Genomic DNA, 19,011 nt, shown 5'->3' with positions numbered 1-19,011 from the left:
TTGGTACACAAGGGCTGGACGCGTTGGCAGTCACCGATCGGTCACTGTCCGGTTCGCGACGATCCGATAACGACTCATGAACGGGCCTTTAACTGACATCTACGCGCGTTACGATCGCCGCGAAACCAGCGCCGGTCGTGGCGCTTCGGTCAGGTTTTTAAGGAGCCTCCCCTTGCGCCGGATCACCAGGATCGCCACCGTGGGCATCGCGTCCGCGGCGCTGGCCCTCTCGGCCACCGCCTGTGGCGGTAAGAAGTCCTCTGACGCTGCCGCCTCCCCCTCGGAGTCGGGTGGTCAGAAGTCCGCAGCCATCGCGTACGACATCGGTGGCCGCGGCGACCAGTCGTTCAACGACGCCGCCTACGCCGGTCTGAAGAAGGCCGAGACGGACCTCAAGATCAAGGGCGCCGAGGCGGAGCCCACCGACGGCGAGGGCGAGGCCGACAAGGTCCAGCGCCTCACCGAGCTGGCCCGCAAGGGCAACAACCCGGTCATCGGCGTCGGCTTCGCCTACGCCCCGGCCATCAAGAAGGTCGCGCCGAAGTTCCCGAACACCACGTTCGGCATCATCGACGACACCTCGGTGACCGGCCCGAACGTCGCCAACATGGTCTTCAACGAGGAGCAGGGCTCCTACCTGGCCGGCGTCGCCGCCGCCAAGGCGTCCAAGACCGGCACGGTCGGCTTCATCGGCGGCGTCGAGGTTCCGCTGATCAAGAAGTTCGAGGCGGGCTTCGCCCAGGGTGTCAAGGACACCAACCCGAACGCCAAGGTGCTCTCCGCGTACCTGACCCAGCCGCCGAACTTCGACGGCTTCGCCAAGCCCGACCTCGGCAAGGCCGCCGCGCAGGGCCAGCTCGACGCGGGCGCCGACGTGATCTACGCCGCCGCCGGCCTGGCCGGTTCCGGTGCCATCGAGGCCGCGTCCACCAAGGGCAAGTGGGCCATCGGCGTCGACTCCGACCAGTACAACCAGGCCGGTCTGGCGAAGTACAAGGACTCCATCCTGACCTCGGTCACCAAGGACGTCTCGGACTCCGTCTTCAACCTGATCAAGTCGGTCGAGGACGGCAAGCCCACCACCGGTGAGATCCGCTACGGCCTGGACAAGGACGGCGTCGGCCTGGCCGACTCCAACCCGAAGTACAAGGAGATGACCGACCTCATCGCCGCGGTGGAGAAGGCCAAGGCCGACATCATCGCCAAGAAGATCACTGTCAAGACCGCCCCGTAAGGCAGTCTGCGACATGTAGTCCTGGGTCTCCGGGGTCCGGGAAGCGACCGATGTCGCTCCCGGGCCCCGAGCCTCATTCTGTGATCACTAGTCTGTGACCAAGCAGCCTTTGTGGCCGCGAGTTTTCACTTCCGACAGTGCTACGCGCGTAGAAGCATCGTGGACGCGATACTTTCACTCCCCGCCCTGTCCTCCCTGCCTTCCGCTCCTTTCGCGCCAAGGAGAGTGCGTCATCAACGCGTCCAGCCCGCCCCCCGCCGTAGAACTGCACGGCATCACCAAGCGCTTCCCCGGCGTCGTCGCCAACAAGGACATCGCGATCACCGTCCGCAAGGGCACGGTCCATGCCCTGATCGGTGAGAACGGCGCCGGCAAGTCGACCCTGATGAAGATCCTCTACGGCATGCAGAAGCCGGACGAGGGCACCATCGCCATCGACGGGGAGCAGGTCGCCTTCAACACGCCCGGCGATGCCATCGCCCGCGGCATCGGCATGGTGCACCAGCACTTCATGCTCGCCGACAACCTCACCGTCCTGGAGAACGTCGTTCTCGGCGGCGAGAAGCTGTACGGCATCGGCGCCAAGGCCCGTAAGAAGATCATGGAGATCTCGGACGCGTACGGTCTCGGCGTGCGCCCCGACGCCCTCGTCGAGGACCTCGGCGTCGCCGACCGCCAGCGCGTGGAGATCCTCAAGGTCCTCTACCGCGGCGCGAAGATCCTCATCCTCGACGAGCCGACCGCCGTGCTCGTGCCGCAGGAGGTGGACGCGCTCTTCGACAACCTGCGCGAGCTCAAGTCCGAGGGCCTGACCGTCATCTTCATCTCGCACAAGCTGGGCGAGGTGCTGAAGGTCGCCGACGACATCACCGTCATCCGGCGCGGCACCACGGTCGGCACCGCCGACCCGAAGACCGCCACCCCCAAGCAGCTCGCCGAGCTGATGGTCGGTGCGGAGCTGCCGTCGCCCGAGACCCGCGAGTCCACGGTCACCACGACCCCGATGCTCCAGGTTTCGGGCCTGACCGTCGCCGCCTCCGACGCCGTCGTCGCCGAGCCGGAGGTCCTGGTCCCCGCGGGCGCCCCGGACTCCGCGACCCTGGAGAAGGCCGAGGCCGGCCGTCTCCTCCTGGACGACATCAACCTCACCATCCACAAGGGCGAGATCCTCGGCATCGCCGGTGTCGAGGGCAACGGCCAGACGGAGCTGATCGAGGCCCTCATGGGCATGATGGCCCCCGACGCGGGCGTCATCACCCTCGACGGCGCGGACATCACCAGGATGTCGGTGCGCAAGCGCCGTGAGGGCGGCATCGGCTACATCCCCGAGGACCGCCACCGCCACGGCCTGCTGCTGGAGTCCCCGCTCTGGGAGAACCGCATCCTCGGCCACGTCACCGAGGCGCCCAACTCCAAGAAGGGCATCCTCGACCCGAAGGCGGCCCGCAAGGACACCGAGCGGATCGTGCGCGAGTACGACGTCCGCACGCCCGGCATCGACGTCACCGCGGCCTCGCTCTCCGGCGGCAACCAGCAGAAGCTGATCGTCGGCCGCGAGATGAGCCACAACCCGAAGTTCCTCATCGCCGCCCACCCCACCCGCGGTGTGGACGTCGGCGCGCAGGCGCAGATCTGGGACGCGATCCGCGAGGCCCGTCGCGAGGGCCTGGCCGTGCTGCTGATCTCCGCCGACCTGGACGAGCTCATCGGCCTGTCCGACACCCTGCGCGTGATCTACCGCGGCCGTCTGGTCGCGGACGCCGACCCGGCGACCGTCACCCCCGAGGAGCTCGGCACCGCCATGACGGGCGCCGCCACGGGGCACCTGGAAGCAACCGACAACCACTCCGCCGCTGCCGACGGTGACACGACGGAGGACGAGGCCCGATGAAGAAATTCGACAAGGACCGGCTGCTGCTCGCCATCGCCGGGCCCCTGCTCGCGCTGGTCAGCGCGTTCGTGCTGACCATGATCGTGCTGGCGGCGACGGGTATCAACCCGATCGAGCCGCTGCGCATCATGGTCGAGAACGGCGGCTACGAGGACGTCCAGATCCTCATCGTCAACCAGGCCGGCACGTACTACCTGGCAGCCCTGGCCGTCGCCATCGGCTTCCGGATGAACCTCTTCAACATCGGCGTCGACGGCCAGTACCGCCTCGCCGCGATGATCTCTGCGCTGGTCGGCACGGCCGTAACGCTGCCCGGCCCGCTGCACATCCTGGTGATCGTCGTCGTCGCGATGCTGACCGGTGCCTTCTGGTCCGGTATCGCGGGTGTCCTCAAGGCCAAGCGAGGCGTCAGCGAGGTCGTCTCGACGATCATGCTCAACGCCATCGCCACCAGCCTCATCGCCTGGCTGATCCTGCCGAAGAACCTCGGCGTGCAGGTGGAGGGCTCCAACGACCTCACCACCGGTGAGATCGCCGAGTCCGGCTGGTTCCCGGCCGTCTCCATGGGCGACTCCGGGGAGATCTACGGCTTCACCTTCATCGCCTTCGCCCTCGGCGTCGTCTACTGGTTCGTGCTCAACCGCACCCGCTTCGGCTTCGACCTGCGCGCCAGCGGCGCCAGCGAGTCCGCCGCCGCGGCCTCCGGTGTCGACTCCAAGAAGATGATCATCACCGCGATGCTCATCTCCGGCGCCGTCGCCGGCCTGTCCGGCATGCCGGTGCTGCTGGGCGAGACCCACACGTACAACCTCGGCTTCCCCGTGGGCGTGGGCTTCACCGGCATCACCATCGCCCTGCTCGGCCGCAACAGCCCCATCGGCATCTTCTTCGCCGCCCTCCTGATGGCCTTCATCGACAAGGCGTCCGCCGGTCTCGACACGGAGGGTTACGCCAGGGAGATCGGCACGATCATGAAGGGCCTGATCGTGATCGCCGTCGTCGTCTCCTACGAGCTGATCCGCCGCTACGGCATCCGCCGCCAGCAGCAGAAGGTCGGCGAGGAGCTGGCCGCGGGCCACGCCATGAAGACCGAGAAGGAGGCCGCGGCGTGAGCGCCAGCACCGTTTCCACGAAGAAGGCGGCGCCCGCCCCGGGCGGCCGCAAGAAGCTCACCCTGCCCTGGATCCTGCTGATCATCGCGGGCGGCCTCGCACTCGTCTCGCTGGTCCGTATGATCTCCGGGGCCGACGACCTGACCTCCGTCGGCCAGGTCTCCGGCGCCCTCTCCCTCGCCGTGCCGATCGGCCTGGCCGGTCTCGGCGGTCTGTGGGCCGAGCGCGCGGGCGTCGTCAACATCGGCCTCGAAGGCATGATGATCCTCGGCACCTGGTTCGGTGCCTGGGCCGGCTACCAGTGGGGCCCGTGGACCGGTGTCCTCGTCGGCATCGCCGGCGGCGCCGTCGGCGGCCTGCTGCACGCGATCATCACGGTCACCTTCAACGTCAACCACATCGTCTCCGGTGTGGCCATCAACATCCTGGCGCTCGGCTTCACCCAGTACCTGTCGAACTTCACGTTCGCCGAGGCGCCGGGCGGCTCCTCCAAGCAGTCCCCGCAGGTCGAGCCCATCGCCAAGATCACCATTCCGGGCCTCTCGGACTGGATGGCCGACCTCCAGGCCAAGCACTGGTTCTTCGTCTCGGACCTCGCCGGCGTCATCGGCGGCCTGATCACCGAGATCTCGCTGCTGACCATCGTGGCCCTGCTGCTGATCCCCGCCACCTGGTGGGTGCTGTGGCGGACCTCCTTCGGTCTGCGCCTGCGCTCCTGCGGCGAGAACCCGATCGCCGCCGAGTCCCTCGGCGTCAACGTCTACAAGTACAAGTACATCGCCGTGATCGTCTCCGGCGCCCTCGCCGGCCTCGGCGGCGTGTACCTGTCCGAGGTCGCCAGCCCCATCTACCAGGAGGGCCAGACCGGCGGCCGCGGCTACATCGGTCTCGCCGCGATGATCTTCGGTAACTGGATGCCGGGCGGCATGGCGCTGGGCGCGGGCCTGTTCGGCTTCATCGACAGCCTCAAGCTGCGCGGTGGCGCCGAGAACGTCCACGCGATGCTGCTGCTGATCGGGATCCTGCTGGTCATCGTCTGCGTCTGGCAGCTCTACAAGAAGAAGTACATCCAGGCCGGCATCTCGGCGGCCTTCGCCGCCCTGCTGTTCGTCTGGTACGCGACGACCGACCAGGTGCCGAGCCAGTTCGTCGACGCGGCCCCGTACCTGACCACGCTGCTCGTGCTCGCCCTGTCGGCGCAGCGCCTGCGCATGCCCAAGGCGGACGGCATGCCGTACCGCAAGGGTCAGGGCAAGTGACCGAGGAGCGCGCGGCCGAGGAGCACGCGGTGGACTGGGAAGCCCTGCGGACGTACGCCCGGGAAGCGATGACCCGGGCGTACGCCCCCTACTCGGGCTTCCCGGTCGGGGCCGCCGCTCTCGTGGACGACGGCCGCGTCGTGACCGGCTGCAACGTGGAGAACGCGAGCTACGGGCTGGGCCTGTGCGCCGAGTGCGGCCTGGTCTCCTCCCTCCAGGCGACGGGCGGCGGCCGCCTCACGCACTTCACGTGCGTGGACGGCAAGGGCGAGATCCTCGTCCCGTGCGGGCGCTGCCGGCAGCTGCTGTACGAGTTCGGCGGCGACGAGCTGCTGGTGGAGACCCCGGACGGGGTCCTGCCGCTCGCGGCGATGCTGCCGCAGGCCTTCGGGCCCGGTCACCTGAGATAGCCGTGCCGACGGCCCTTCGCCCCTGCCGGGCGGAGGGCCGTCGCACTTGCTGTTCCCTGATCCCCTCTCCTCCCTCTCTCTATGCGCGTAGAAGGAAGCACCACATGGACGTCATCTCCGTCATCCGGACCAAGCGGGACCGCGGTGAGCTGAGCCCCGAGCAGATCGACTGGGTCATCGACGCCTACACCCGCGGCGTCGTGGCCGACGAGCAGATGTCCGCACTGGCCATGGCCATCCTGCTGAACGGCATGAACCGGACCGAGATCGCCCGCTGGACCGCGGCGATGATCGCCTCCGGCGAGCGCATGAACTTCGACGCCCTCTCCCGTCCGACCGCCGACAAGCACTCCACCGGAGGCGTCGGCGACAAGATCACCCTCCCGCTGGCCCCGCTCGTCGCCGCGTGCGGCGCGGCCGTGCCGCAGCTGTCGGGCCGGGGCCTGGGTCACACCGGCGGCACCCTCGACAAGCTGGAGTCCATCCCCGGCTGGCGCGCACTGCTCTCCAACGAGGAGATGATGCACGTCCTCGACACCACCGGCGCCGTCATCTGCGCGGCCGGCGACGGGCTCGCCCCGGCCGACAAGAAGCTCTACGCGCTGCGCGACGTCACCGGCACCGTCGAGGCCATCCCGCTGATCGCCTCCTCGATCATGTCGAAGAAGATCGCCGAGGGTACGGGCTCGCTCGTCCTGGACGTGAAGGTCGGCTCCGGCGCCTTCATGAAGAACATCGAGGACGCGCGCGAGCTGGCCCGCACCATGGTCGGCCTCGGCACCGACTCGGGCGTCAAGACCGTCGCGCTCCTCACCGACATGTCCACCCCGCTCGGCCTGACCGCCGGCAACGCCCTCGAAGTCCGCGAGTCGGTCGAGGTCCTCGCGGGCGGCGGCCCCGCCGACGTCGTCGAGCTGACCATCGCGCTGGCCAAGGAGATGCTGGACGCGGCGGGCATCAAGGACGCCGACCCGGCGAAGGCCCTGGCCGACGGCTCCGCGATGGACCACTGGCGCCGGATGATCGCGGCCCAGGGCGGCGACCCGGACGCGGCCCTCCCGGTCGCCCGCGAGCAGCACGTGGTCACCGCCCCGGAGTCGGGTGTGCTGACCCGCCTGGACGCGTACGGTGTCGGCGTCGGCGCGTGGCGCCTCGGCGCGGGCCGCGCCCGCAAGGAGGACCCGGTGCAGGCGGGCGCCGGCATCGAGCTGCACGCGAAGCCGGGCGACACCGTCACGGCCGGCCAGCCGCTGATGACCCTGCACACGGACACCCCGGAGAAGTTCGACTACGCCCTGGCGGCGCTGGACGGCTCCTTCGACATCGCCGCGGCGGGCACGGCCTTCTCCGCCACGCCGATCGTCCTGGACCGCATCGCCTGACCTGCGGCTTCCCTTTCGGATGAACGGGACCGGTGGACCCCCGCCGGTCCCGTTCGGCATGCTGGGATCGGTGACGAACGATTGAGGAGCACACCATGAGCGCACTCGCGGTCGAGCACCCGCCCTTGAGCGGTGACGACTGGGACTCGGCGGTCGGCCTCTGGAAGGGGACGGGCGCGCCGAAGGGCTGCAAGGTGGAGATCATCGAGGGGATCGTCACCGTGGCACCACCGCCCGTCAACGACCACAACCTGATCGCGGACCTGGTACAGCAACGGCTGTACTCGGTGGTCCCGGACGGCTGGGGTGTCTTCCAGACCCTCAACGTCGCGATTCCGAGTCGCGACGGCCTCTACATCCCGGACCTCGTGGTCGTCCCCAGGAAGGCCGTTCCCCGGGGGGAGAACTTCACTCCTGCGGACGTCGCCGAACTCGTCGTGGAGATCACCTCCCGGTCGAACGCCGTCCACGACCGCATCGCCAAGCTCAACGGCTACGCCGCAGCCGGAATCCCGCTCTATCTGCTCATCGACCCGAATGCGACCGGCAGCCCCACGATCCACCTGTACGGCGAGCCCGGTGACGGCGCGTACCGCGTCCTGTGGGCGGGCAAGTTCGGGGAGGCCGTCCCCATCCCGGCGCCGTTCGACCTCGCCCTCGACACCTTCGGCTTCCCCCGCCCCTGAGTTCAGAGCCGCGGCAGGGCCTCGCCCGGGCGCGGTTCGACGTGGGCGTCGAAGTCGCGGTGGCGGCATCGGGTCATTGCCCGGCCGCGGCGATGAGTTCCGGCGGGCGGGGGAGTCAGCCCCTCGTGGAGATCACCCGACTCGTGCTGCCCGGACCCGCCCCGACCGCGCGCGACGCCGCAACGCTGTGTGCGCGCCTGGCCCGCCTGTACGCGGACGGGGCCCGCGCGGTGGAGTGCGACGCGCGGGCCGTCACCGCGCCGGGCCTGGGCGCCGTGGAGGTGCTGGCCCGGCTGCGGCTGACCGCGCGGGGGCGGCCGCTGCGGGTGACCGGTGCCGCGCCCGCCCTACGCGCCCTGCTGGACCTCGTAGGACTCGTCGAGCTGCTCGGGGAGGCCGAACAGCGGGAACCACCGGGCCGTGTCGAGGAAGGCGTTGAGGCCGACGATCCGGCCGTCTGAGACCTCCAGCACCTGCAGCGCCCACGGGGTGTGCCCGGGACGGCCGTCCTCGCGCGGCCGGTACTGGCCGAAGGCCGGCATGCCGTTCGCGGTCGTCGGGATCAGGCGGGAGCCCTTGCAGCCGATGCCCTGGCCCAGGTGCCATGCCGCGATGTCCGCCGTGCCCTGCAGCCACAGGTCGTACGGCGGCATGGACAGGACGGCGTCCTCGTGCAGGAGCGTCGTCAGGCGCGAGATGTCGTACGACTCGAAGGCGGCGAGGTACTGCTCCAGCAGCTTGGCCTGCTCGGCGTCCAGCGGGTCGGCCGACTCGCTCGCGCGCACCCGCTGTCCGGCGAGCGTGGCCCGCGCCCGCTGGAGCGCGCTGTTCACCGATGCCACGGTGGTGTCCAGCAGCTGCGCGACCTCGTCCGCCTTCCAGGCCAGCACCTCGCGCAGGATGAGCACCGCGCGCTGCCTGGCCGGCAGATGCTGGAGCGCCGCGACGAAGGCGAGCCGTACGGATTCCTTCGCGAGCGCCATCTCCGCCGGGTCCGCGGTCTGCGGCAGTACCCGGCCGTCCGGGACGGGCTCCAGCCAGGTCACCTCGGGCCGCTGGTTGAGCACGGCGGAGGACTGGTGCTGAGGGGCGGTCAGGTCCATGGGACGGGCCCGCTTGTTCCCCGCGTTCAGCAGGTCCAGGCAGACATTGGTGGCGATCCGGTAGAGCCACGACCGCAGTGAGGAGCGGCCCTCGAACTTCTCGTGGCTGCGCCAGGCGCGGATGTAGGTGTCCTGCACCGCGTCCTCGGCGTCGAAGGCGGACCCGAGCATCCGGTAGCAGTAGCCGGTGAGTTCGACCCGGTAGCGGTCCATCGCCGCGTCGAGGTCGCTGCTGATGGTGGTGGCGAGGTCACTCATGGCGGTCCGTCCCCCTGGCGTACGTGGCTCCTTCGGAACCTACCCGAGGGCACCGACAACGGCAGCCGGAAGCGAGGAGCCGCCCGGATCCAGATCTATCGACATCAAGTATCTTGACGTCAAGATTATTGTGGGGCAGGCTTCCCCAGGTATCTCGATATCGAGATACCTCTATACGGGGGAGGGGCCGGGATGCGGCGCGGCGGGGAGATCCGGAAGACACGGCGGGCGGAGCGGGAACCCGGCCTGGTGGCCCAGCTGCGGCGGCCGCCCGGCGGCCGCGACGCGCGCATCATGCTCCTCGCCCAGCTGCTGGACCGCGCCGGCACCGGCGTCTGGGCCGCGGCCTGCGTCCTCTACTTCACCTTCGTCATCGGCCTCGACGCCGGACAGGTCGGGCTCCTGCTCGGCGCGTCCGGGGTGGCGGGCATCGCCGGCTCGCCCCTGGCGGGCCACCTCGCCGACCGATTCCCCGTACGCTCCCTGCTGATCGGCGCCCACCTGCTGCGCCTGGTCACCCTCTGCCTGCTGCTCCTCGTCACCGACTTCGCGCTCCTGCTGTGCGTCGTGGCCGTGACCCACCTGGGGGACCGGGCGGCCAAGACCCTGGAGATGCTGTTCGCCACCCGGGTCGCGGGCGAGCGGCGCGCCACCTACCAGGCGCTGTCGCGCAGTTCGGCGAACGCCGGCTACGCGCTCGGCGCGAGCCTCGCCGCCATCGGCCTCGCCGTCGGCACCCGCGGCGCGTACCACGTGCTCATCCTGGCCAACGCGCTGTCGTTCCTCGTGGCCGCCGCCCTGGTGTGGCACACCCGGGAACCGCGCGGCCGCGGACTCGTGGCCGCACCGTCACCCGCACCCGTACCCGACGCCGCCACCGAGGCCACCGCCGCCCCGGCCCCGGCCGCGGGGCGCAGTCCCTGGCGGGACCGCGGCTACCTCCGGTTCGTCCTGCTGGACATCCCGATGAACCTCGACGACTCCATCCTGGGCATCGGCATCCCGCTCTGGCTGGTGAGCCGCACCACCGCACCGCACGAGCTGATCCCGGCCTTCCTGGTCATCAACACCGTGCTCGTCGTCGTCCTCCAGCTGCGCGTGTCGGCCAAGGTCCGCGACGCCCGCGGGGCGACGGGAGCGGTCGCCCTCTACGGCCTGACCACGCTCCTGTGCTGCGGCCTGCTGGCCGCCGCGGCCGGCCGCGGGGCCTGGGCCGCCTCCGCCGCCCTGCTCGCCGCGGCGGTGCTGGCCACCGCGGCGGAGCTGATGCGCTCGGTGAGCTCCTGGGAGCTCGCCGTCTCCCTCGCGCCCCGGGAGGCGCGCGCCTCGTACCTCGGAGTGGCTGGCATGGCCCAGTCCGTGCAGAAGACCGCCGGACCGCTGCTGCTGACCGGCGTGGTGATGACCGCGGGTCCGGCGGGCTGGCTGGCGCTCGGCGCAGCGGTGGCGGGCCTCTCGCTCGTCCAACGCCGCGCCGGCCTGCGCCGGCTGGAAGAGCTGTCGGCCCGCTCCGCCGCCCCCGCACCCGCGGCCGCCTGAGGCTACGTACCCGGCTTGCGGCCGTACACGTAGACGTCCTCGCCCTTCCCGAGCAGGTTCCAGTACGCCTTCGCGTCGGCGGGCCGCATGTTCACGCAGCCGCCCGAACCGGGCGGGTTCCACATGCTCTTGGTGGTCGAGTGGAAGGCGATGCCGCGGTCGAAGAACTGGGCGTACGGCATGGACACGTTGTAGAGCGTCGACCAGTGGTCGATGCGGCGGAGGTAGATCTTCCGCGCGCCGGTCCGCGTCTGCGTGCCGGCCTTGCCGGTGCGGACGGGGACGGGGCCGTACTTCAGGACGGAGCCGTCCTGGATCCAGCTGAGCTGCCGCGTCAGGTCCACGCACGCGATCCGCCCCCGGTTCACCGGGCAGTCGCCCGCCCTGTTCGGGGTGTCGCCCGCCGCCCGCTGGGCGAGCATCGTGCTCATCACCTGCCAGGTCAGCGGCCCGGCGTAGCCCTGGGCCGGGCTGATCCCGTGGCTTCTCTGAAACGCCCGGACGGCCGTGCAGTCGGCTGCCGACTGCCTCCCGTCCACGGGCCGTCCCAGGAACTTCTCCACCTGGCGCTGGTACGGCCCGGTGGAAAGGTTGCAGGAGGCGGCCTCTGCCGTACCGCCTCCCGCGACCACCACCAACGGCAGCGCCAGCGCCGCCGCTGCGCCCCACACCGCCGCGCGCCGCGCCGACCGCCCGCGCGCCCTCCGCGTCCCCATCCGGTCCTCCCCTGCTCACCGCACTTCGTTCTCCGTGTTGAATGCCCGGAAAACGAGCAGGGGTTGCCTCCGGCGGAAGCGAAGTTCCCGTCAGCGCGCGCCCACCGCGGAAGCCGGTATGCGCCGCTGCGCGCGGGCCGCGTGCGTCCCGTACAGGGTGATCGACACGACGCCGAGCACCGCGAGCAGCGCGATCCCGACCGTCGCCGCCCAGCCGGCCTCGTGGTAGGCGAGGGCGCCGAGGGTGCCGCCCGCGCTGGAACCGAGGTAGTACGCCGACTGGTAGAGGGCGGAGGCCTGCGCACGGCCCGCCTTCGCCGTCCGGCTCACCGCGGCCGAGGCCACCGCGTGCCCGGCGAAGAAGCCCGCCGTGATCAGCACCAGCCCCAGCACGACCGTCACCAGGGAGTCCGACAGCGACAGCAGCAGTCCCAGCGCCGTGGTGGTCACCGCCAGGTACAGCGCGCCGCGCCGCCCCGTACGCGCCACCAGCTGGCCGGCGGCCGCGGAGGAGACCGTACCGACCAGGTAGATCAGGAAGATCGACCCGATCACGCCCTGCCCGAGCGAGAACGGCTCGTCCACCAGCCGGTAGCCGATCACCGTGTAGACCGCGCCGAACACCGTCATGAACAGCGCGCCGATCCCGTACAGCCGCAGCAGCAGAGGATCGCGCAGGTGACCGGCGACGGTACGGCCCACCGCGCGCGGGTTCAGCGACGCCGGGCGGAAGAACCGCGCCCGCGGCAGCATCACCAGGAAGGCCACCGCGCACACCAGCGCCATCACGGCGACGGCCGCCAGACCCGCGCGCCAGCCGCCCAGCTGCGCCGCCCAGCCGGTGACCAGGCGGCCGCTCATGCCGCCGACGGAGTTGCCCGCCACGAACAGGCCGATCGCGGCCACCAGCGCCCGGGGCCGGACCTCCTCCGCCAGGTACGCCATCGCGGAGGCCGGAATGCCGGCGATCGCCGCACCCTGCACGGCGCGCAGCACCACCAGCCACTCCAGGTTCGGCGCGAAGGGGACGAGGAGCGCCACGCCGACGGCGACCGCCATCGACCAGGTCATCATCCGGGTCCGGCCGAACCGCTCGGAGAGCGCGCTGAGCGGGAGCACGAACAGTGCGAGGGCGCCGGTGGCCGCGGACACCGTCCAGCTGGCCTGACCCGCCGTCACCCCGAGGTCGTCGGAGATCGCGGGCAGCAGCGCCTGGGTGGAGTAGAGGAGGGCGAAGGTCGCCAGTCCGGCGGCGAAGAGCGCGAGGCTCATCCGGCGGTAGCCGGGGCGGCCGGGGGAGTGGGGTTCCGGTGCGGGGGACGACGCGGTGGAGGCACCCGGGATGACGGGTGCCCCGGTATGAACGGGAGGCATGCCTTCGACGGTAGACCCGCGTTTTTCATGCGTCCAATGCACAGAATCGCGATAATCGATCCACTGGTGCATCAGTAGAGGTCAGGGGTGTGGATGTCGACGAACCGTTACGTAGAAGACATGGCGGTGACAACTTCGCTGGCGCCCCGGCTGGCGTACTTCGTCGCCGTCGCCCGGCACGAGCACGTCACCCGCGCCGCCCAGGAACTGGGCGTACCGCAGTCCACCCTGTCCCGGGCCATGGTCCGCCTCGAACAGGACCTGGGTGTCTCCCTGTTCGCGCGCAAGGGCCGCACCGTCGCCCTCACCACGGCGGGCCGCACCTTCCTGGCCTCCGCCGAACAGGCCCTGGACGGCATCGCCCACGCCGCCGAGTCCGTCCAGCAGGACGCCGACCCGGCCTACGGCAAGGTCGCCTTCGGCTTCCTGCACACCCTCGGCCCCGAGACCGTACCCGGCCTCATCCGCGCCTTCCGCGCCGACCACCCGCGCGTGCGCTTCTCCCTCGTGCAGAACTACGGCGAGGCCATGCTGGAGAAGCTGCGCGCCGGCGAGCTCGACCTCTGCCTCACCTCGCCGCTGCCGGACGCCCCCGACCTCGTCGCCCGCCGCCTCGACGAACAGCGGCTGCGCCTGGTCGTTCCCGACGACCACCGCCTCGCGGGCCGCAAGCGCATCCGCCTCGCCGAGGCCGCGGAGGAAACCTTCGTCACCCTGGAGGCCGGCTACGGCCTGCGCCGCATCACCGACGACCTGTGCGCGGAAGCCGGCTTCACCCCGCGCGTCGCCTTCGAGGGCGAGGAGGCCGAGACCCTGCGCGGCCTGGTCGCCGCCGGCCTCGGGGTGGCCCTGCTGCCGCCTCCCGCCGTGGCCCGCCCCGGGGTGGTCGAGCTGAACGTCACCGCCCCGCGCGCCGTCCGCGAGATCGGCGTCGCCTGGCTCGACGGCCACCCCGACACCCCGCCGGTCGCCGAGTTCAAACGCTTCCTCCTCTCCCGCCGCGGCCGCCTCATCCCGGAACTGGAACAGCCCGCGGCGCAGGAGGGGCGCCACCCCGAAAACTGATGGCCGTCCCCGGCTCCGGCCAGCAGAATCAACAGGGTTGCCGGGGTCTGGGGGAAGCTGTTTGGACGTGTTCGTGTGCGCCGGGTGCGGTACGGAGCTGACGGCGCCGGTATCCCGGGTCGCCCTCCCCGACCACACTCACTACGGAGCGTGGGAGGAGCTGCATCCCCCGCTGATGGATCCGGCGACGTACGCCGTCGAACCCCTGCCCACCGGCCCGCCCTGGCGGCTGTGGGGCGACGTGGGGGAGGACCTGGCGGCCGAGCAGGGCGTGTACCTGCCGCAGTACTCCGTGTCCTTCGGGTCGCGGGACAGGATCGTCATCGCGCCCGGTGACTCCCGGGGCATGGCCCTGATCCTGGAGAAGTGCGAGGGCTACTGCATGGGCATCGACGGCCGTGACGGGCCCAACCTGGCGTGCGAGGGCTGCGGACGCCCGGTGGCGACGCGCATGGACGACTGCGGGCTGTGGCAGACGGTGTGGCTGGAGCCCGACGCCGTGCGGCGTGTGCCCTCGGGCCTGCCCGCCGTCCCGGTCCCCGACTGGGACGAGCTGGACCTGCGGACCTGCGCAGTGGCGCCCGTCGAACTCGACGGCTCTCGCAGCCGCCGCTGGGAGGCCGCCGTCCCGGTGGCCCTCGCGCACCTGGTGGTGGCTTGCGAGGGCCGCCCCGTGGAGCTGCCCGGCCCCCTCGCCGGCCTGGTCGGTGACACCGTCGCCGACTACCTGCCCGCAGGTCCCCCGGTACTCACCGCCCGCCTCGCGGGGCCGGGCAGGCCCGTGCCCCCGTCCGGCACAGGCGAGGTCCTCCTCGTGCCCCGCCACCCGGTCACGGGCGAGCCGTGGCGGCCCCCGCACGGCACCGCGCCCGTGGTGCCGCTGGACATCGGGGTCTGGGCCCACCTGGTACTCCCGGCGGAGACCTCGCCGCGGCCCGCGACCGGCACCCTCCCGGAAGGCGTCCTGCGCGACGACTACGTCGTGCCGCCGCACCGCTGGCGCGGCTTCTACCCCCACGACCGGGCCTTCAGCGACACCCTTGCCCACCTCCCCGACATCCGCCGCCCGGAGCTGCGCGCCTACTACGACCGGTACAGCGGACCCGGGCCGTACTAGGCCCTGTCGGGCGGGTCAGGCGGGGCGGGGGTCGGGGCGGGGTGCGGCGACAGCAAGTACCCGGCCTGGAAGCGGGACTTGGCGCCCACCGCCCGCATGATCTCGGCGATGTGGCGCTGGCAGGTGCGTTCCGACATGCCGAGGCGGCGTGCGATCACCTTGTCCTCCAGGCCCTCCGACAGCAGCCGGACGATCGTCTGCCGCAGCTCGTCCGAGATCGACCGCGCCGCCTCCGGGCTCACCGACGTGGGGAAGGGCTCCGCCCCCAGCCAGGACCGCTCGAAGGCCGCGGTCATGAAGTGCACGACGCTCGGCTCGCGCACCACCAGCGCCGCCCCGCTGCGGTCCGGCACCGACATCAGGCCCGTACGCCCGTCGAACACGAGCATCCGCATCAGCCCGTCGCCGAGCGTGCGCACCTGCGCGCCCAGCGCCGTCACCCGCTCCACATACGCCGCCGTGGGCCGCGAGTACCGGGCGGTGTGCTGGTAGATCGTCCGCATCCGGACCCCGCGGGTCAGCAGCGACTCGTCTCGTCCGATTGACTCCTCCAGGGTCTCCGGAGGACGGCCGCCCCCCGGCTGCGAGGTCAGCAGCTCCTGCTCGCACGCCGCGGCCAGCTCCGCGATCAGACCCCTTACGGCGCCGAGGTCCGTGACCAGCTCCAGATGTCCCGCCCCGCTGAGGTCCCGGTGCGCGGTGCCCGCCTCGTACGCGGGTACGAGCGCCTCCAGCCGGCCCCGCAGCCGGTCCATCTCGTCGTGGGTCTCCCGTACGAGCAGGGCCAGCGGGGCCAGGGCCCGGGCCGCCGCCGCCCGCGGTGCCACCGCGCTCCACCGGTCCGGCCCCCCGCCCGGCGCCCGCTGGAGCAGATGCGCCGCGGCCAGCTCGGTGATCGCGGCGGCCGCGCGCACGCCGAGGGCCCGCGTGGCCTCGTCGGCGTCAAAGGCGTGCCGCTCGACGGCGTACGCGTACAGGCGCCGGGCGGCGGGGGACAGCTCCCCGGACACACCGGCCGCCCCGGACGTCGCGCCGGACGGCGTCCCGGACGATCCGGTCTCCTCGGCTGGCATGTGCGTATTCGTCCCGGTCCGGACCGGTTCGTAAACCCCTCGTGTTCCCGCAAGGCGGCAAGACGACGCCTGAGAGGACCCATTCGGCACAGGCCGGCGAGGCACAGTGGTCACACGGCGTGAAGGGGGAACGCAGTCGCGCCGGTCCATCCGTGCCATCCGACCGAGAGGGGGCGGAACGGCGGGTACGGACGGACCGGCGCGCGTACGGGGGCGCGGCGCGGCCGCGGGCGCACCCGTCAGCCGGTGGGCTTCGCGTAGTCGGAGAAGCCGGTCCAGTCCAGCGCCACGCACGGCTCGTCGCCCACCACCCAGGCGTCGTGCCCGGGGTGCACCCGCATGTAGTCGCCGGGACCGAACTCGGCGCTCTCCCCGCCGTCCATGACGACCTTCATACGGCCGCTCACGACGTACCCGGTGTGGTCGGCCCGGCAGCTGTCCGTCCCGGCCAGCGGCTTGATGTGCTCCGACCACTTCCAGCCCGGCTCGAAGACGGCCCGTCCGACGGCGCCGTCCCCCGTGTCCACGAGATCCAGCCGGCCCATGCCGTCGGCGAACGGCCTCGTCTCGTCCGGTTCGTCGAAGGTCCTGCGGTCGATCGCGGCCATGACGGATCGCCTCCGGGAATGATGCGAGCACCCCGAGTCCACTTCTCACGGTACGCCGCGGGCCCGCGGCGCGGCATCCGTACGGGCCCGCGCCGCACCGAGGGCCTCACCCCCGCAGCGACCTCCCGAACCCCGAGGCCAGCGGCATCCTCAGACCCAGCGGCGGCGGCGCGGCCAGGGCGTCCGTGACGGGACGCGAGTACCGCCCCGAGAAGACCGCGCCCAGGACGAAGTCCACGCCCAGCGCGACCACTTCCGTCTGGTGCTCGCGCAGGTTGTGGCCGTCCGAGTGCACCTCGAACCGGCATGTCGACCGGTTCGCCTTCTTCGCGCGCTCCGCGAGCCGGAAGGAGATCTCCGGGTCGCTGCGCGCGTCGTTCGTGCCGTGCACGATCAGCACCTGCCGCCCGGAGAGCTGTTTCACCGGTTCAGGGGAGTCGGCGGGCGTCCCCTCCGCCAGGCAGGGGGCCAGTGCCAGAACCGAGTTGACGGCTTCGTGGCCCGCCGCCCGCAGCGCGGCCAGACCCCCCGCGTCGTAGCCGGCCAGGCACACCGGCACGTCCCCGTACCGCCGCACCACCTCCTCCGCCGCCCACCGCGCCTGCTCCTCCCGCGGGGACTCCCCGCCATGGACGACAGCGTGCGTGACCAGGCCGTCCCTACCGCCCGCCCGGGCCAGCGCCCGCGCGAGCGGACGCAGGGGACCGGGGGAGAATCTGGACGCCCCGGGAAGCAGGAGCACCACCCCGTTGACCGGGCTTCGCGTCGGATCCGAGCCGGTTCTCGCGCCGGCCGCCCGCCCCAGGCGGGCCCCGCGCGCCGGCGGCGCATGCTGTGCCATGGCGGAACAGTCTCAGACCTTCGGGTGTACGCCATCCGTCCGCGCGGTCTCTGTTACATATCGACGCCCGCCGGGGACACGACGCTCTACGCGCGTAGGAGTAGAGTGCGCAGATGACGAGCGAGACCCCCAACCTGCCGACCCCGGATCAGATCCGTCGTTCTCCCAAGGTGCTCCTGCACGATCACCTCGACGGTGGACTGCGTCCCGGGACCATCATCGAGCTGGCCCGCGAGGTCGGCTACGAGAACCTCCCCGAGACCGACGCCGACAAGCTCGGCATCTGGTTCCGCGAGGCCGCCGACTCCGGCTCCCTGCCGCGTTACCTGGAGACCTTCGCGCACACCTGCGCGGTCATGCAGACGAAGGCGGCCCTCTACCGCGTCGCCGCCGAGTGCGCCGAGGACCTGGCCGAGGACGGCGTCGTCTACGCCGAGATCCGCTACGCCCCCGAGCAGCACCTGGAAGCCGGCCTGACCCTCGAAGAGGTCGTCGAGGCCGTGAACGACGGCTTCCGTGAGGGCGAGCGCCGCGCCAAGGCCAACGGCCACCGCATCCGCGTCGGCGCCCTGCTGACGGCGATGCGCCACGCGGCCCGCGCGCTGGAGATCGCGGAGCTGGCCAACCGCTACCGCGACAACGGCGTCGTCGGCTTCGACATCGCCGGCGCCGAGGCCGGGTTCCCTCCCACCCGCCACCTCGACGCCTTCGAGTACCTCAAGCGCGAGAACAACCACTTCACGATCCACGCGGGCGAGGCCTTCGGCCTGCCCTCGATCTGGCAGGCACTGCAGTGGTGCGGCGCCGACCGCCTCGGTCACGGTGTGAAGATCATCGACGACATCGAGGTCGCCGAGGACGGCTCGGTCAAGCTCGGCCGCCTGGCCAGCTACGTCCGGGACAAGCGCATCCCCCTGGAGATGTGCCCGACCTCGAATCTGCAGACGGCCGCGGCCGCCTCGTACGCCGAGCACCCGATCGGTCTGCTGCGCAAGCTGCACTTCAGGCTCACGGTCAACACCGACAACCGCCTGATGAGCGGCACCAGCATGAGCCGCGAGTTCGAGCACCTCGTGGATACCTTCGGCTACACGCTGGACGACATGCAGTGGTTCACCGTCAATGCGATGAAGTCCGCGTTCATTCCTTTCGATGAACGACTGGCCATGATCAACGAGGTCATCAAGCCCGGCTATGCGGAGCTGAAGTCGGAGTGGCTTTTCCGTCAGACCGCCTCCACCAGCGGTTCTGTCTCGGCGTAGGCCATGGCATGACGTACTGAAAGCGCCCGGGAGAGGCAATTTCCGGGCGCTTTCTCGTATTAACGGATGTTTGCGGGCGGG

Annotated in this window: 18 protein-coding genes; 12 read left to right on the top strand and 6 right to left on the bottom strand. The window is 71.2% G+C overall.

The window, feature by feature from the left end:
• Window positions 1-172: 172 nt before the first annotated feature.
• From AAT21_RS24650 to AAT21_RS36085, 8 genes are all read left to right on the top strand, one after another.
• Complete coding sequence (locus AAT21_RS24650; protein WP_046779156.1) at window positions 173-1,234, top strand: BMP family lipoprotein; 1,062 nt, start codon at window positions 173-175, stop codon at window positions 1,232-1,234.
• 232 nt (window positions 1,235-1,466) lie between these two features.
• On the top strand, window positions 1,467-3,125 hold the full coding sequence (locus AAT21_RS24645; protein ID WP_079025966.1) for an ABC transporter ATP-binding protein: 1,659 nt from the start codon (window positions 1,467-1,469) through the stop codon (window positions 3,123-3,125).
• On the top strand, window positions 3,122-4,237 hold the full coding sequence (locus AAT21_RS24640) for an ABC transporter permease (protein ID WP_046779154.1): 1,116 nt from the start codon (window positions 3,122-3,124) through the stop codon (window positions 4,235-4,237). Before AAT21_RS24645 ends, AAT21_RS24640 begins: the two co-directional genes overlap by 4 nt.
• Window positions 4,234-5,496: an ABC transporter permease gene (locus tag AAT21_RS24635; RefSeq protein WP_046779153.1), complete on the top strand. Its 1,263-nt coding sequence runs from the start codon at window positions 4,234-4,236 to the stop codon at window positions 5,494-5,496. The genes AAT21_RS24640 and AAT21_RS24635 overlap by 4 nt, the downstream gene beginning before the upstream one ends.
• Entirely contained in the window at window positions 5,493-5,906 is a 414-nt protein-coding gene (locus AAT21_RS24630; protein ID WP_079025942.1) for a cytidine deaminase, read from the top strand. The genes AAT21_RS24635 and AAT21_RS24630 overlap by 4 nt, the downstream gene beginning before the upstream one ends.
• Window positions 5,907-6,010: 104 nt before the next feature.
• A complete protein-coding gene (locus AAT21_RS24625) occupies window positions 6,011-7,288 on the top strand; it encodes a thymidine phosphorylase (protein WP_046779152.1) in 1,278 nt (425 codons plus the stop codon).
• Window positions 7,289-7,383: 95 nt separating this feature from the next.
• Window positions 7,384-7,974 (top strand): Uma2 family endonuclease, encoded by a 591-nt coding sequence (locus tag AAT21_RS24620; protein WP_046779151.1) that lies wholly within the window; start codon window positions 7,384-7,386, stop codon window positions 7,972-7,974.
• A gap of 125 nt (window positions 7,975-8,099) precedes the next feature.
• A complete protein-coding gene (locus tag AAT21_RS36085; protein WP_235439216.1) occupies window positions 8,100-8,435 on the top strand; it encodes an STAS domain-containing protein in 336 nt (111 codons plus the stop codon).
• Here AAT21_RS36085 and AAT21_RS24615 read toward each other — a convergent pair.
• Window positions 8,322-9,335 carry a sigma-70 family RNA polymerase sigma factor gene (locus tag AAT21_RS24615; protein WP_046779150.1) on the bottom strand — a complete coding sequence of 338 codons (1,014 nt, stop codon included), beginning with the start codon at window positions 9,333-9,335 and terminating at the stop codon, window positions 8,322-8,324. The two genes, AAT21_RS36085 and AAT21_RS24615, sit on opposite strands and share 114 nt — an antisense overlap.
• 192 nt (window positions 9,336-9,527) lie before the next feature.
• On the opposite strand from AAT21_RS24615, the gene AAT21_RS24610 reads away from it, so the two are divergent.
• Entirely contained in the window at window positions 9,528-10,874 is a 1,347-nt protein-coding gene (locus AAT21_RS24610) for an MFS transporter (RefSeq protein WP_235439215.1), read from the top strand.
• A 2-nt stretch (window positions 10,875-10,876) separates the two neighbouring features.
• Here the strand turns inward: AAT21_RS24610 and AAT21_RS24605 are convergent, their stop codons facing one another.
• Window positions 10,877-11,590: a L,D-transpeptidase family protein gene (locus AAT21_RS24605; RefSeq protein WP_046779149.1), complete on the bottom strand. Its 714-nt coding sequence runs from the start codon at window positions 11,588-11,590 to the stop codon at window positions 10,877-10,879.
• Window positions 11,591-11,680: 90 nt separating this feature from the next.
• The gene (locus AAT21_RS24600) at window positions 11,681-12,964 is read right to left on the bottom strand and encodes an MFS transporter (protein ID WP_046779148.1); all 1,284 of its coding nucleotides are present in this window, start codon (window positions 12,962-12,964) and stop codon (window positions 11,681-11,683) included.
• A 120-nt stretch (window positions 12,965-13,084) separates the two neighbouring features.
• Here AAT21_RS24600 and AAT21_RS24595 point away from each other — a divergent pair, with 120 nt between their 5' ends.
• Both AAT21_RS24595 and AAT21_RS24590 read left to right on the top strand, forming a co-directional pair.
• Complete coding sequence (locus AAT21_RS24595; protein WP_235439214.1) at window positions 13,085-14,029, top strand: LysR family transcriptional regulator; 945 nt, start codon at window positions 13,085-13,087, stop codon at window positions 14,027-14,029.
• A 67-nt stretch (window positions 14,030-14,096) separates the two neighbouring features.
• Window positions 14,097-15,146 carry a hypothetical protein gene (locus AAT21_RS24590; protein ID WP_327152760.1) on the top strand — a complete coding sequence of 350 codons (1,050 nt, stop codon included), beginning with the start codon at window positions 14,097-14,099 and terminating at the stop codon, window positions 15,144-15,146.
• Here the strand turns inward: AAT21_RS24590 and AAT21_RS24585 are convergent.
• From AAT21_RS24585 to AAT21_RS24575, 3 genes are all read right to left on the bottom strand, one after another.
• Window positions 15,143-16,219 (bottom strand): helix-turn-helix transcriptional regulator, encoded by a 1,077-nt coding sequence (locus AAT21_RS24585; protein ID WP_235439213.1) that lies wholly within the window; start codon window positions 16,217-16,219, stop codon window positions 15,143-15,145. The genes AAT21_RS24590 and AAT21_RS24585 overlap by 4 nt on opposite strands.
• A gap of 239 nt (window positions 16,220-16,458) precedes the next feature.
• The gene (locus tag AAT21_RS24580; protein WP_046779145.1) at window positions 16,459-16,827 is read right to left on the bottom strand and encodes a cupin domain-containing protein; all 369 of its coding nucleotides are present in this window, start codon (window positions 16,825-16,827) and stop codon (window positions 16,459-16,461) included.
• 106 nt (window positions 16,828-16,933) lie between these two features.
• The gene (locus AAT21_RS24575) at window positions 16,934-17,668 is read right to left on the bottom strand and encodes an alpha/beta hydrolase (protein ID WP_079025940.1); all 735 of its coding nucleotides are present in this window, start codon (window positions 17,666-17,668) and stop codon (window positions 16,934-16,936) included.
• 113 nt (window positions 17,669-17,781) lie between these two features.
• Here AAT21_RS24575 and AAT21_RS24570 point away from each other — a divergent pair, with 113 nt between their 5' ends.
• A complete protein-coding gene (locus AAT21_RS24570) occupies window positions 17,782-18,930 on the top strand; it encodes an adenosine deaminase (protein ID WP_030851223.1) in 1,149 nt (382 codons plus the stop codon).
• Window positions 18,931-19,011 lie beyond the last annotated feature (81 nt).

Origin of the sequence: Streptomyces yangpuensis (genome assembly GCF_001005295.1) — a bacterium.
Classification (GTDB): domain Bacteria; phylum Actinomycetota; class Actinomycetes; order Streptomycetales; family Streptomycetaceae; genus Streptomyces; species Streptomyces yangpuensis.
Note: the sequence above shows the minus strand (reverse complement) of the source record. Positions and strands in the feature narration are given on the sequence as shown.

Coding starts and splice junctions, on each gene's coding strand:
- AAT21_RS24640 (WP_046779154.1), top strand. CDS start 3,122: ATGAAGAAATTCGACAAGGACCGGCTGCTGCTCGCCATCGCCGGGCCC.
- AAT21_RS24625 (WP_046779152.1), top strand. CDS start 6,011: ATGGACGTCATCTCCGTCATCCGGACCAAGCGGGACCGCGGTGAGCTG.
- AAT21_RS24620 (WP_046779151.1), top strand. CDS start 7,384: ATGAGCGCACTCGCGGTCGAGCACCCGCCCTTGAGCGGTGACGACTGG.
- AAT21_RS24615 (WP_046779150.1), bottom strand. CDS start 9,335: ATGAGTGACCTCGCCACCACCATCAGCAGCGACCTCGACGCGGCGATG.
- AAT21_RS24610 (WP_235439215.1), top strand. CDS start 9,528: ATGCGGCGCGGCGGGGAGATCCGGAAGACACGGCGGGCGGAGCGGGAA.
- AAT21_RS24605 (WP_046779149.1), bottom strand. CDS start 11,590: ATGGGGACGCGGAGGGCGCGCGGGCGGTCGGCGCGGCGCGCGGCGGTG.
- AAT21_RS24600 (WP_046779148.1), bottom strand. CDS start 12,964: ATGCCTCCCGTTCATACCGGGGCACCCGTCATCCCGGGTGCCTCCACC.
- AAT21_RS24595 (WP_235439214.1), top strand. CDS start 13,085: ATGGCGGTGACAACTTCGCTGGCGCCCCGGCTGGCGTACTTCGTCGCC.
- AAT21_RS24585 (WP_235439213.1), bottom strand. CDS start 16,219: ATGCCAGCCGAGGAGACCGGATCGTCCGGGACGCCGTCCGGCGCGACG.
- AAT21_RS24580 (WP_046779145.1), bottom strand. CDS start 16,827: ATGGCCGCGATCGACCGCAGGACCTTCGACGAACCGGACGAGACGAGG.
- AAT21_RS24575 (WP_079025940.1), bottom strand. CDS start 17,668: ATGGCACAGCATGCGCCGCCGGCGCGCGGGGCCCGCCTGGGGCGGGCG.
- AAT21_RS24570 (WP_030851223.1), top strand. CDS start 17,782: ATGACGAGCGAGACCCCCAACCTGCCGACCCCGGATCAGATCCGTCGT.